We start from the raw sequence: 12,533 nt of genomic DNA, 5'->3' as shown, positions 1-12,533 counted from the left end.
CTGTGACGACCCATAGCCGCCGCCTTGCATGTCCATTAGGTTCGCTTATACCGTCGGGCAGTGCAAGCCATGTCCGCCCTCGCGTTCATGCATCGTCACGGAAGGCACCTCATGACCTCCTCCGCCGTCTCCGAAGAGACCGCACGCCACGTCCCCCAGGCAGCCGGTACCGCTGCCACCGGGCACGCCTCGGCGACCGGAGCGGACCCCATGTCGTGCCAGCCCGCCCCGATCCCTGCCGAGGACCTCTCGCATCTGCGGGTGGTGCCGGCCCGCCATCCGGGCCGCGTGGTCCTCGCGGTCGCCGTCGGCCTCCTGGTGGCCGTCGTCGCGTACTCCTTCGTGACCAATCCGCGCTGGGAGTGGGGCGTGGTCGCCCAGTGGTTCCTCGCCGAATCGATCCTCCGCGGCCTGCTGGAGACCCTGAAGCTCACGGTCCTCGCCGGCGCGGTCGGGTTCACCCTGGGGCTGATCCTCGCTCTCATGCGCCTGTCCCCCTCCGGACTGATCTCCGGGGTGGCCTGGACGTTCTCGTGGATCTTCCGGTCCACGCCGCTGCTGGTGCAGCTGCTGCTCTGGTACAACCTCGGCTACCTCTACGAACGCGTGACCCTGGGCATCCCGCTCACGGACATCACCCTCGTCGACGCCCGCACCAGCGACCTCATGACCCCGATGCTCGCCGCGATCCTGGGGCTCGGCCTGCACCAGGCGGCCTATGCGGCCGAGCTCATCCGCGGCGGGATCCTCTCCGTGGACCAGGGGCAGCTGGAGGCGGCGGGCGCGCTCGGCATCCCGGCCCGCGACCGCTCCCTGCGGATCGTGCTGCCCCAGGCGATGCGGGCGATCCTGCCCACCGCGTTCAACGAGATCATCGGCCTGGTCAAGGGCACCTCGATCGTCTACGTGCTGGCCCACGCCGAACTGTTCTTCACCATCCAGCTGATCTACGGACGCACCCAGGAGGTGCTGCCGATGCTGCTGGTCGCGACCCTCTGGTACGTCGTGATCACCTCGCTGCTCTCGATCGGGCAGTACTACATCGAGCGCCACTACGCGAAGGGCGCCGTGCGGAACCTGCCGCCGACGCCGCTGCAGAGCCTGCGCGCCCGGTTCGCCCGCCGTTCCACCCCGACGGGAGCCGTCGCATGAGCATCCTCGACCGCCTGCGGGGGCGCGGCATCTCGCGCCCTCACCTCATCCCGGAGATCGGATCCGATTCCGAACCGGCCCTCCGATTCTCCGAGGCGGATCGGCACGCCACGGAGCCTCCTGCTCACGCACCCTCCGCGCGCCCCGCTGCCCGCTCACGCGGCGGGCTCGTCGAGATCCGCGGCGTGCACAAGTCCTTCGGGGACCTCGAGGTGCTGCGCGGCATCGACCTGCAGATCGCTCCCGGCTCGGTCACGGCCGTGCTGGGCCCCTCCGGTTCCGGCAAGTCGACCCTGCTGCGCACGATCAACCACCTCGAGACCCTGGATCAGGGCCTGATCAGCGTGGACGGCGAGGTCATCGGGTACCGCCGTGAGGGCGACCTGCTGCACGAGCTGCCCGAGCGCGAGGTGCTCCATCAGCGCACCGCGATCGGGATGGTGTTCCAGAGCTTCAACCTGTTCGCCCACATGACGGCGCTGCAGAACGTCACCGAGGCTCCGCGTCGGGCGCTCGGCGTGCCTGCCCGTCAGGCCGAGGCGCGGGCCCGCGAGCTCCTCGCCCTGGTGGGGCTCTCGGACAAGGCGGACGTGTATCCGCGCCAGCTCTCCGGCGGCCAGCAGCAGCGGGTGGCGATCGCCCGGGCCCTGGCCCTGGAGCCGAAGGTGCTGCTGTTCGACGAGCCCACCAGCGCGCTGGACCCCGAGCTGGTCGAGGAGGTGCTCGCGGTGATCCGGTCCCTCGCTCGGGCCGGCACCACGCTCGTGATCGTCACCCACGAGATCTCCTTCGCCCGGGACGTGGCGGACACGGTCGTGTTCATGGATCAGGGGCTGGTCGTCGAGCAGGGGCCCCCGTCCCGCGTGATCGACCATCCCGCCCACGAGCGCACCCGGTCCTTCCTGCAGCGCGTGCGCACCGGCACGGAGGATCCGGACCTCCGCCCGGCACCGGCCCCGGCGTCCCCCGCGCAGCAGCCCGTCTCCGGTGCCGCTCCCGAGCGGACGGCCCCGCCCGGCGATCTCGCCGGCGTCGGCTCCTCCCATCCCCCCGTCATCGGCGCGGACCAGGCCACCAGCCGCACCCCGCTCCCCCGTCATCACTCCGAGGACCACTCATGACCCGTTCCCGCTTCCTCTCAGGCCTCCCGTCCCGTCGCGCCGTCACGACCGCGGGCCTGCTGCTGCCCGTCGGCCTGCTCGCCGCCTGCTCCGATCCGGTGCCCACCGCGTCCGCCGGGGGCACCGTCTCCGACGGCGGCTCCGGAGCGTCCGACGGGGGCGGCTCGGGCGCCGGTCCCATCGACACCTCGGGCAGCCAGGACCTGATCCGGGCTTCTGCCGACGCGGAGGCCGCCGCCCTGCTGCCCGCCGAGATCGCCGAGTCCGGTGTGCTGCGCGTGGGGATCAACGGCACCAGCGCCGCCCCGCTGTCGTTCCTGGCCGACGACAACCAGACCTACATCGGCTCCGAGATCGACATCGCCCGGATCGTCGCCGACAAGCTCGGCCTCGAGTTCGAGCTGAATCTGACCACCTGGGAGAACTGGCCGCTCAAGCTCGAGGCCGGGGAGTTCGACGTGGTGCACGCCAACATCGGCATCAACGCCGAGCGGCTGCAGAAGTTCGACTTCGCCTCCTACCGGGCGGCGTACATGTCCTTCCTCGCGAAGAAGGGCGCCGACTTCTGGCTCGAGGACGCCGACTCCCTCAGCGGGCGCATCATCGCCGTGGGCAATGCGACCAACCAGGAGCGGATCCTCACCGACTGGAACGCGGAGCTCGAGGCCGCCGGCAAGGAGCCGGCCGAGCTGAAGAACTACTCGACCGACGCCGACACCCTGCTGGCCCTCGGCTCCGGCCGGGTCGACGGCTATCTCTCCCCCTTCGCCTCGCTCTCCTTCGTGGCCTCGCGCCGCGACGACATGGAGCTGCAGGGCAAGATCAACGCCGGCTGGCCCGACGAGACGCTGGTCGCGGGCACGTTCCCCGCCGGCAGCGGTCTCGCCGAGCCCTATGCGGCCGCGCTGAACGCCCTCATCGAGGACGGCACCTACGCCCAGGTGCTCGAGCGCTGGCAGCTGACCGAGGAAGCCGTGACCACATCCCGCGCCCACACCCAGGAGAACCCGTGAGCAGCACCATCCAGCACACCGCCGACCGGACCCGGGGCGAGAGGTCCACGACCCTGCCCGTGCTCGCCGTGGACCTCGTCAGCGATCCCGCCCTGCTGGGCTCGTTCGCCGCTCTGGCCCACGGTCTCGAGCGCGCGGGCATCGGCGCCCTCACGATCAGCGACGGCGGGCTCCACCCCATCCATGTCGCCTCCCACCTGGCTCCGCTCACCGACGCCATTGCGCTGCTGCCGCGCACCGACGCCGTCTACGTGGAGCCGTTCCACCTGGCCACGCAGCTGATGAGCCTGGACCACATCAGCCACGGTCGTGCCGGGTGGCTGCTCACGGCGGAGACCGATCCGACGGTGGCCGCGACCGTCGGCCGCACCACGCTGGGTCTGGAGGACACGGCGCGCGAGGCGGCCGACGTGCTCGAGGCCTCGCGGCTGGTGTGGGACTCCTGGGCCGAGGACGCCGTGGTGCGCGATACCGCATCGGGCGTGTACGTGGACGCCGCGCGCCTGCAGTACGCCGATTTCGAGGGCGAGTCCTTCGCGGTGCGCGGGCCGGCGATCACCCCGCGCTCCCCGCAGGGCCTGCTCCCGGTGCTGATCGCCGATGCGGACCGCGCCGCCGCCGGCGAGCGCGTCGCGACCGAGCTGGCCGATGGGCGCGTGCTCGACCTCGATGTGTCCACGGGCGCCCGCCCCGACGCCGTCGTCGACGCCGTCGAGCGGGCGCTGGCCGAGGATGCCGGTCCCGCCGTGCGCCTGGTGCGCCTGGTGGGTCTGGACCTGGAGGCCGATCCGCTGGGCACCGTGGCCGAGCTCTCCGCCGCCCTGCGGGAGCGCGGGCTGCTCGCCGCGGCCCCGTCGGCCGGGCAGAGCCTGCGTGACCAGCTGGGCCTGCCCGTCGCGGCCCGTGCCGCCGATCCTGCGCGTCGCTCCGACCGCGCCCGTCTGAACTCCGAGGACCTCGCATGAGCACCACCGCCCCGTTCCGCCCCGCCGCCGACACCGAGCCGTCCGCCGAGGCCGCCGCCCTGGCCACCGGCCCCGCTGAGCATCCGATCCATCCTGCGCACACCCCCACCGGGCAGCTGTCCTTCGGGGCGTTCTTCCAGGGCGTGAACTCCTCGACCATCTGGCGACTGCCCCAGAGCGGCGACCAGGTGGCCTGGGAGTCCTTCGAGGCGCTGGTGCGCACCGCCGAGCGCGGGAAGTTCGCGGCGTTCTTCCTGGGTGAGGGGCTGCGGCTGCGTGAGCATCGCGGCGTGCCGCTGGAGTTCGACGTGGCCGGGCGTCCCGATGCGCAGGCCCTGCTCGCGGCGCTGGCGGCGGTCACGGACCAGATCGGTCTGGTCGCCACCCAAAACACGACCTACAACGACCCCGTGGACCTCGCCCGTCGGTTCCAGACCCTTGATCTGCTCTCGGGCGGCCGGGCCGGCTGGAACGTCGTGACCACGGACAACGCGTGGACAGGGGAGAACTTCCGGCGCGGCGGCTATCTCGACCACGCGGACCGGTACGTGCACGCCGAGGCGTTCGTGGAGGTCGCCCAGCAGTTCTGGCGCGGCGAGCAGATCGAGCACGACGGCGACCACTACTCGGTGCGTGCTCAGGGCGATCTGCCCCGTTCCGCGCAGGGCCGGCCGGTGCTGTTCCAGGCCGGGGCCTCGCCCGCCGGGCAGGACTTCGCCGCCCGCACGGCGGACGTCATCTTCTCCCCGCACGGCACCCTCGAGGCGGCGGTCGACTTCCGCCGCAGCATCGCCGAGCGCACCGTCGCGGTGGGCCGCGACGCGAACAGCGTGAAGATCCTCCCGGGCGCGGAGGTGGTGCTCGCGCCCACCGAGAAGGAGGCCGACGAGAAGATCCGCTGGGTGCGCGATCTGCAGGTGGGCCCCGAGCAGGCGATCGCCCTGCTCGAGCAGTACTGGGGCCGGGACCTGTCGGACTTCGATCCCGAGGGGCCTCTCCCCGACGTCGAGCCGGAGGTGGTCGAGTCCGGCGTGACCCGCGGGGCCGGCTTCCAGTTCGCCAAGGCCCAGGAGCTCACGCAGCAGTGGCGCGAGGAAGCCGCGGAGAAGGGTCAGTCGATCCTCGAGTTCGCCCGGGTCAAGGCCGGTTCCCGCCGCGGCACCTTCAGCGGCAGCTACGACGCGGTCGCCGATCGTCTCGTGGAGTTCGCCCGGCTGGGAGCGATCGACGGCCTGAACATCACCCCGTGGCTCATCCCCTCAGGCCTGGACGACATCGTGGACCACCTCATCCCCCGCCTGCAGGAGCGCGGCGTCTACCCGACCGACTACGCCGGCTCCACGCTGCGGGAGAACCTGGGGCTGCCGCCCGTCTGAGTCGCCGCTGAGCGGCACACCGTGACGACGCCCGGGGAATGGACGACGTGGGGGACTGAATGAGACGAAGTTGGGGTAATGGCAGTCGCTATCCCCCAACTTTGTCACGCCGGGCAGAGGAGCGCTCGGGTGAGTCGGCACGCCGGGCAGAGGAGCACGCGGACAGGTCGGGACGCCGGGCAGAGGAGCGCGCGGGCGAGTCGGCACGCCGGTCTGATCCCGGTTTCCTCCGACGGGTCACGCTGCGGCCCTGACCGCTCCCCACCCGACGCGCTTCCGGAGGCGGCGACCCTTGCCGTCCATGGAAGGGAGCGGGATCCTGGGATCGTGAGCGACCATGCCGCGCCGCCCGCCACGCTCGAGTTCGTGAGCGTGGCGCCGGCCGCTGTGCCCGGCCTCCGCGGCGGCTCTGCGTACCGGGCCCGCGGGTTGGAGGCAGGGGTGCACCGCGGTCTGCCGAGCACCACCCTCACCACCATCTTCAGCCTGGACGGACCTGTGCTGGGCGCCTGGGACGAAGGCGCATTGGGCACGTCGGCCGGATCCCGCGCCGATCTGGTCCTGGCCGGGATGCACACGGCGCCGATCCTCATCGACCAGCCCACCCACCAGGAGGGCATCCAGCTGCAGATCGACCCCCTCGCCGCCCGCACCCTGTTCGGCGTGCGGGCGGCGGATCTCGTCGGCGCCTTCGACGGCGCCGAGGTGCTGGGCCGAATCGGACGAGACCTCTGGGAGCGGGTCGGCGACTCCGCCGGCCCGAGGGAGCGCATCGAGCGGATCGCCCGCACGTTCCGCACCTGGTGCGCCGACCCTGCGGCGCGCGCCGGGCGCGTCCGGGCCGACGTGGCCGAGGCCTGGCGACTCGTGCTCGCCTCCCGGGGACGGATCACCATGGACACTCTCGCGGGCCAGGTATTCCTATCCCCGCGGCAGCTGCGCACCGAGTTCGCCCGCGAGTTCGGACTTGGTCCGAAGAGCGCTGCCCGTCTAACCCGCTTCGAGGCCGCGCTCGCGACGATCGCCGGCACCGTGCATCACGAGCGCAGCCCTGATCTCGCGGGAATCGCCGCCGATGTGGGCTATGCGGACCACGCTCATCTCACCCGGGAGTTCCGTCGTTTCACGGGTGCCTCCCCCAGCGCCTGGATCCAGGAGGAGCGCCGAAACCTTCAAGCGGGCGGCCATGGCACCGCGCAGGATTGAGGCATGGACACCACGACCGACCCCACACCCCCGACCCGCGTCTTCGTCGCCTTCCAAGCCCGCGACGCCCTCGCCGAGATCCGCTTCCTGTGCGATGTGCTCGGCTTCGCCCAGAACCTCGTCGTCCCCGGCGAGGGCGACACGATCGCGCATGCCCAGCTGGACTGGCCCGGCGGCGGCGCCGTCATGCTCGGCAACCATCGGCCGGACGCGGAGTACCAGCGCGAGCCCGGAACGTCTGGCACCTATCTGGTCCTGGACGATCCCGATCTCGACGCCCTGCTGGCCCGCGCCCAGTCGGAGGGCTCCGGTGCGCGAATCGTCCAAGCGCTGCGCGAACGGGACCACGGAGGGCGGGAGCTCACCCTCGCCGACCCGGAAGGGAACTTGTGGTCCATCGGCACCTATCCGGGCGAGCCGTCGGCTGCAGACTCCTGAGCGGTGTGCCTCAACCCATAAGCAGGGCTTGCTACCCGCGCCTAGAATAGGCGTATGGATCCTCGTCGTCTGCTCATCTTCCGCACCGTCGTGCGCAACGGTTCGATCGGTGCCGGTGCGCGCGAGCTGGGCTGGACCCAGCCCGCCGTCTCCCAGCACCTCGCGGCGCTCGAGAAGGAGGTGGGCACCCAGCTGCTGCTGCGCTCCTCCTCCGGCATCACGCCCACCGAGGCCGGCGGCCGGCTCGCCGCGCACGCCGAGGCGATCGCGGCCCAGCTGCACGCCGCCGAGGAGGAGCTCGCGGACATCACGGCACTGCGCCGTGGCACCGTGAAGTTCGGGACGTTCCCGTCGGCCGCCGCCGTGCTGCTGCCGCCGGTGCTGGCGAACCTGGCGAAGACGGCCCCCGATCTCGAGGTCACCTTCTCCGAGCTCGAGCCGCCGGATGCGATCCCGGCCGTGCGCGAAGGCGCCCTCGACCTCGCCCTGGTGTTCCGCTACCCGTGCAGCGACATCGACGACGAGGGCACCCTGGAGTGGACCCCGCTCCTGGAGGATCGCGTGATGGCCGTGCTGCCGCGCGAGCATCCCCGCGCCGAAGATCCGGACCTGACGTTGGCGGACCTGGCCGAGGATCCATGGATCGCGGGCTGCGAGCGCTGTCGGGCGAACCTGCTCAGCAGCGCCCGTCGGGCGGGCTTCGTGCCGAAGATCCGCCACTCCACCGACGATTCGATCGTGGTGCAGCGCCTGATCGTGCACGGCGGCGGCGTCGCCCTGATGCCCGAGACCGCGCTCGAGGCCGCTCCCCCGACCGACGACGTCGTGGTGCGCCACCTGCCGGACCTCGATGACCGCATGATCGGCCTGATCAACCGTCGCGGGGCCCTGTCGATCCCGGCCGTCGGCGCCCTGCGCGATGCGCTCGTGGCCGAGACCAACACCCGGCTGTCGACCGCGGCGATGATCTGAGCGTCCGGCCCGCGCAACGCACCCGGTGCATCGTGAGTATCTAGTGCACTCGGTGCATCGTGAGCTTCCGGTGCACCCGGCGCATCTGCCGCGCTCAGCGAGCACCTCTACCCTGGACCCATGACCAGCCCTGATACTTCCGGCCCTGCGCCTGCACCCCGCGCCCGTGCCCCGCTCTCGGCGTGGTTGCGGCCGGCTCTGCTGCTGGTGGGCGGGCTGATCGCGGCCGGCCTGCTGGTGCTGGCGCAGCAGCGGATCGCCGCCGTGGCGGTCGTGCTGTTCTCGCTGTTCATGGCGTACTGGACGAGCCCGCTGCACGCCGGGCCGCACACTCCGCTCGCCACCGCGCTGCGCCGTCGCGGCGATGACGTGGCGATCGTGCTGTGGGCGCCGGGCAACGCCCTCTCCGCCCGGCTGCAGACCGCGATCCGCAGCCCCCGGGAGGACGTGATCTGGGTGAACGTCTACCAGGATCCGGCCGCCCAGCAGTTCCTCGCAGAGCACGGCGGGGCCGAGGCCGTGCCGCTCGTGATCGTCGGCGAGGAGATCACTCCCGCGGCGAGCGTCGTGCAGCTGCTGGACGCCCAGGCCGAGGGTCGGGAGCGCGCCAAGGGTGGGGACCAGCCCGAGGGAAACTCACCGTAACGCCGTATCCAGTGGCGCCTGGCGTACAGGCTGCCTCTCTAGGGGCGAGGCTGCACACCACGCGCCAGTGGGCACGACTGCCGGAACAGCGCCCGATGCACCCCCGTGACCGACGCCGGAACAGCGCCCGATGCACCTCGATGACCGACGCCGGACCGACCCTCGCCTCAGGCGCCGGGCAGCTCGCCGATCGAGACGGACCACTCCCGCGCGCTGCGATCGATGATCACGCCCTCGCGCAGGAAGGGGTCGCCGTCCAGCGCCGCGAGCGCCGCCGTCTCGGAGTCGGCGCGCACAATCAGCAGGGCGCCCGGCGCGCCGCTGAGCGGACCGGCGAGCAGCAACGTTCCCGCGGCGAGCAGCTCGCGCAGGTGCTCGCGATGCTCGGGCCGCACGGCCTGCGTCTTCTCGGCGTCGTCGGTGTAGGTGTACTGGACGGCGAAAACGGCCATGGTCGCTCCTGGGGTCGGGGATGCGGGGCCGACGTCGGGCGTCGGCGGGGCAGGACTGGGACCATCGTGCCCCACCACGCCGCCCGCCCGACGAACGTCTCGCGCTAGCCGCCCTTCCGTCAGGCGCCGGTGGCGCGGCGGATCGGCAGCCAGTCCAGGACGTCCTGGATTCCCTGGTCCCAGAACTCCCAGGCGTGGTCGCCGGGGCGCAGGCGCGAGGCGAGGTCCACGCTGTGCTGCTCGGCGGCGTCGATGAAGCGCCGGTTCTGCTCGAGCAGGCCGTCCTCGGTGCCGCAGTCCAGGAACAGCGCGGGCAGCGACTGCGGGTCGACGGTGCCGACCAGGCCGAGCAGGTCGTCGGCGGTTCCCGCGAGATCGCGATCTCCCCAGATGCGCGGAGCCAAGGCCGCATCACGGGCGCTGAGATCCATCGAGAGCAGGTCGACCGCGCCGGAGAGGCTCGCGGCGGCAGCGAAGCGGTCGGGGTGGTTCAGGGCCAGCTTGAAGGCGCCGAACCCACCCATGGACAGGCCCGCCACGAAGGTGTCCTCGCGGGCGGTGGAGACGTGGAAGGTGCGGGCGACCAGCTCCGGCAGCTCCTCGGCCACGAAGGTCCAGTACTTCTCCCCCGCCTCCTCGTCGCAGTAGAAGGAGCGCCGCACCTCCGGCATCACCACGGCGATGCCCTTCTCGGTCGCGTAGCGCTCGATCGAGGTGCGCCGTTCCCAGATCGTGCAGTCGTCGCTGAGTCCGTGCAGGAGGTAGAGCACCGGCACGCCGTCGCCCGGGGCCTGGCCGGCGTCGGCCCCCTCCATGCCGATCCCGGAGGCGGCCTGCGGCATCAGCACCACCATCGAGGTGCCCATGCCGAGGGACTCGGCGAAGAAGTCGGTGCGCATACGGATCATCGGTGATCACTCCAGAGGTCGACGGGCGCCGCAGGAGAGAATGGCGCAGTGCCCATTGAAGCAGTGCCCCTCGACCACGTCCCGCCTACGATGGGCGCATGAACACGACTGCGCCGTCCGCACCGAGCTGGATCCGCGACGCGATCTGCTGGCAGGTCTACCCGCTGGGCTTCTGCGGCGCACCCCAGCACCGCGAGGACCTGGGCGGGGAGGGCTACGGCGGCGCCGACGGCGAGAACGTCGTGCACCGGCTGCGACGCCTGACCGGATGGCTCGACCATCTCGTGGGCCTCGGCGCGAACGTGCTGATCCTCAACCCGATCTTCGACTCCGTCTCCCACGGCTATGACACGCTCGACCATCGCCGCCTCGATCCGCGCCTGGGGAACGACGCGGACTTCGACGCGCTGATCGCGGCCTGCCGGGAGCGGGGCATCCGCCTCGTGCTCGACGGCGTGTTCAACCATGTCTCCGATCAGCATCCGGTGGCCCGTCGGGCGATCTCCACCGGGCCGGGCAGCCCCGAAGGTGCCCACATCCGCTGGTCCGGGGACCAGCCCTACGGCTTCGAGGGCAACGCCGACCTGGTGGAGCTGGAGCTCGGCGACTCCGTGGTGCAGGACGCGATCGTGGACATCATGTGCCTGTGGCTGGACCGCGGGGTCGACGGCTGGCGGCTGGATGCGATGTACGCCGCGGGGGTCGACGCCTGGGCCCCGATCATCCAGCGCGTACGCGCCGCGCACCCCGACGCGTGGATCCTCGGCGAGGTCATCCACGGCGACTATCCCGCGTTCGCCGCGGCCTCCGGCGCGGACTCGGTCACCCAGTACGAGCTGTGGAAGGCGATCTGGTCCGCGCTGCGCGACGGGAACCTCTTCGAGCTCGCCCATGCGCTGGGTCGCCACCAGGAGTTCCTCGAGGCCGACGGGGGCGCGCACCCGCTGACCTTCGTGGGCAACCACGACACCACCCGCATCGCCTCCCAGCTCACCGACGGCCGGGACCTCGCCGCCACCTACGCCCTGCTGGCGCTGCTGCCCGGCATCCCCGCCGTCTACGCGGGAGACGAGTTCGGGGCCACCGGCGTCAAGGAGGAGCGACCCGGCGGCGACGACGCGGTGCGCCCCACCTTCCCCGAAGACCCTGCCGAGTCTCTGACCGGAAATCATCCTGCGGTGCTGCGCCCCGAGGCGGCCCCGCGGATCCTCGAGGTGCACCAGCGCCTGCTCTCCCTGCGCCGGCGCGAGCCCTGGCTCGCCGAGGCGAGCGTCGTGGTGCGCGAGGAGTCCCTCGAGAACACCTACGCCGAGATCGTGCTGAGCCCCCGTGGCGACGAGGACAGCGCCGACGGCGGCGAGCACTCCGCGCTCACCCTCGTGCTGAACCTCGGCGACGAGGACCGGCCCGCTCCCGGCGAGGTGGTGGAGTCCGTCAGCGGCGCCGACATGCTCGACGGCGTGGGCCCGGCGGCACCGGGCGTGGTGCCCGCGCACGGCATCGCCGTGGTGCGGTGACGGGCTGCTCTGCTTCAGAGTCCGCACACCGGCCCGGCGTAGGCTCCCGGCCATGAGCATCACGATCAAGCCTGCCGAATCCGTCAACACCGCCTCCGTCGTCACCGCCGGACTGATCGGCGGCTGGCTGACCGCCCGCGAGACCGGGATCCGTCCGCTGGGCGGCGTGGTGCTCGCCGCGGCCGGGATCTACGCCGGGCGCACCTGGCTGGCCCGTCGCGGGGCCGGGACCACGGCCGTGCTCGGCGCGACCTACGTGCTCGGCTTCGGCCTCTCGCACCCGCTCGCGAAGAAGATCGGCTCCTGGCCGGCAGTGCTCACCGTGACCGCCGCGACCGCCAGCGCCGCAGCGCTGCTCTCCGACGCCGCCTACAGCGAGTGGAGCCCGGTCGAACCGGCCGACGAGGCCTGAGACGCCCCCGCCCCACTCGGCTGGACGGCCGAGGGTGGAGGGATGCGCAATCTGACGAACGGTCTCGCCCTCGGATTCGCCCTGGGCCTGCTCCTCAGTGCCGCCGCGAGCGAGCTGGGCGGCGGCGAGATCCCGGTGATCCGGCTGATCCTCGCCGCGGTGCTCCTCGTAGGCATCGTCTTCGAGATCCTGAGGGTCCGACGTGTCGAACGGAGCGAAGCCTCTAGCGGGTGACGTCTCACCCCGCCTCGTGATCGCCATGAACGAGGCCGGGGCGACGGGCAGGGATGCGGTCCAGGCGGTGATCGATTCACAACGCGCGCGGAATGCGCTATCGGTCGTCGGGATAGTTGACT

At 71.9% G+C, this 12,533-nt stretch carries 13 protein-coding genes and 1 pseudogene; 12 read left to right on the top strand and 2 right to left on the bottom strand.

Translation table 11 applies throughout. The features are described from left to right. The first annotated feature begins 111 nt into the window (after nucleotides 1–111). The 9 genes and pseudogenes from ACT3T5_RS17045 to ACT3T5_RS17005 all read left to right on the top strand — a co-directional run bounded on the left by ACT3T5_RS17045 (nucleotide 112) and on the right by ACT3T5_RS17005 (nucleotide 8,888). On the top strand, nucleotides 112–1,152 hold the full coding sequence (locus ACT3T5_RS17045) for an amino acid ABC transporter permease (protein WP_444578833.1): 1,041 nt from the start codon (nucleotides 112–114) through the stop codon (nucleotides 1,150–1,152). Between the two features lie 176 nt (nucleotides 1,153–1,328). After that, nucleotides 1,329–2,066: pseudogene (locus ACT3T5_RS17040) on the top strand (amino acid ABC transporter ATP-binding protein); the annotation flags it as partial. Between the two features lie 203 nt (nucleotides 2,067–2,269). Beyond that, entirely contained in the window at nucleotides 2,270–3,286 is a 1,017-nt protein-coding gene (locus ACT3T5_RS17035) for a transporter substrate-binding domain-containing protein (RefSeq protein WP_444578832.1), read from the top strand. Further along, nucleotides 3,283–4,251: an LLM class flavin-dependent oxidoreductase gene (locus tag ACT3T5_RS17030; RefSeq protein ID WP_444595005.1), complete on the top strand. Its 969-nt coding sequence runs from the start codon at nucleotides 3,283–3,285 to the stop codon at nucleotides 4,249–4,251. Before ACT3T5_RS17035 ends, ACT3T5_RS17030 begins: the two co-directional genes overlap by 4 nt. After that, complete coding sequence (locus tag ACT3T5_RS17025; protein WP_444595004.1) at nucleotides 4,248–5,627, top strand: LLM class flavin-dependent oxidoreductase; 1,380 nt, start codon at nucleotides 4,248–4,250, stop codon at nucleotides 5,625–5,627. Before ACT3T5_RS17030 ends, ACT3T5_RS17025 begins: the two co-directional genes overlap by 4 nt. 327 nt (nucleotides 5,628–5,954) lie before the next feature. Next, nucleotides 5,955–6,833, top strand: coding sequence for a helix-turn-helix domain-containing protein (locus tag ACT3T5_RS17020; protein WP_444595003.1), 879 nt, complete (start codon nucleotides 5,955–5,957; stop codon nucleotides 6,831–6,833). A gap of 3 nt (nucleotides 6,834–6,836) precedes the next feature. Further along, a complete protein-coding gene (locus ACT3T5_RS17015) occupies nucleotides 6,837–7,271 on the top strand; it encodes a VOC family protein (RefSeq protein ID WP_444595002.1) in 435 nt (144 codons plus the stop codon). A 54-nt stretch (nucleotides 7,272–7,325) separates the two neighbouring features. Next, entirely contained in the window at nucleotides 7,326–8,243 is a 918-nt protein-coding gene (locus ACT3T5_RS17010; RefSeq protein ID WP_444595001.1) for a LysR family transcriptional regulator, read from the top strand. Between the two features lie 120 nt (nucleotides 8,244–8,363). Next, nucleotides 8,364–8,888 carry a hypothetical protein gene (locus ACT3T5_RS17005; protein ID WP_444578826.1) on the top strand — a complete coding sequence of 175 codons (525 nt, stop codon included), beginning with the start codon at nucleotides 8,364–8,366 and terminating at the stop codon, nucleotides 8,886–8,888. Nucleotides 8,889–9,055: 167 nt separating this feature from the next. Here the strand turns inward: ACT3T5_RS17005 and ACT3T5_RS17000 are convergent, their stop codons facing one another. Together ACT3T5_RS17000 and ACT3T5_RS16995 are read right to left on the bottom strand one after the other, a co-directional pair. Next, on the bottom strand, nucleotides 9,056–9,340 hold the full coding sequence (locus ACT3T5_RS17000; RefSeq protein WP_444595000.1) for a YciI family protein: 285 nt from the start codon (nucleotides 9,338–9,340) through the stop codon (nucleotides 9,056–9,058). Between the two features lie 119 nt (nucleotides 9,341–9,459). Then, nucleotides 9,460–10,248 carry an alpha/beta hydrolase gene (locus ACT3T5_RS16995; RefSeq protein WP_444594999.1) on the bottom strand — a complete coding sequence of 263 codons (789 nt, stop codon included), beginning with the start codon at nucleotides 10,246–10,248 and terminating at the stop codon, nucleotides 9,460–9,462. A gap of 98 nt (nucleotides 10,249–10,346) precedes the next feature. Here ACT3T5_RS16995 and ACT3T5_RS16990 point away from each other — a divergent pair, with 98 nt between their 5' ends. Genes ACT3T5_RS16990 through ACT3T5_RS16980 form a run of 3 tightly spaced genes read left to right on the top strand, consistent with a single transcriptional unit; the run spans nucleotide 10,347 to nucleotide 12,411 of the window. Continuing rightward, nucleotides 10,347–11,765, top strand: coding sequence for an alpha-amylase family glycosyl hydrolase (locus ACT3T5_RS16990; protein WP_444594998.1), 1,419 nt, complete (start codon nucleotides 10,347–10,349; stop codon nucleotides 11,763–11,765). A 52-nt stretch (nucleotides 11,766–11,817) separates the two neighbouring features. Beyond that, nucleotides 11,818–12,177 (top strand): hypothetical protein, encoded by a 360-nt coding sequence (locus tag ACT3T5_RS16985; RefSeq protein WP_444578818.1) that lies wholly within the window; start codon nucleotides 11,818–11,820, stop codon nucleotides 12,175–12,177. A 42-nt stretch (nucleotides 12,178–12,219) separates the two neighbouring features. Continuing rightward, the gene (locus tag ACT3T5_RS16980; RefSeq protein ID WP_444578817.1) at nucleotides 12,220–12,411 is read left to right on the top strand and encodes a hypothetical protein; all 192 of its coding nucleotides are present in this window, start codon (nucleotides 12,220–12,222) and stop codon (nucleotides 12,409–12,411) included. The last annotated feature ends 122 nt before the right edge of the window (nucleotides 12,412–12,533 follow it).

This window comes from Brachybacterium sp. AOP3-A1-3 (genome assembly GCF_052378285.1).
In the GTDB taxonomy this organism is placed as follows: Bacteria; Actinomycetota; Actinomycetes; order Actinomycetales; family Dermabacteraceae; genus Brachybacterium.
This window is presented reverse-complemented; position numbering and strand designations above follow the sequence as displayed.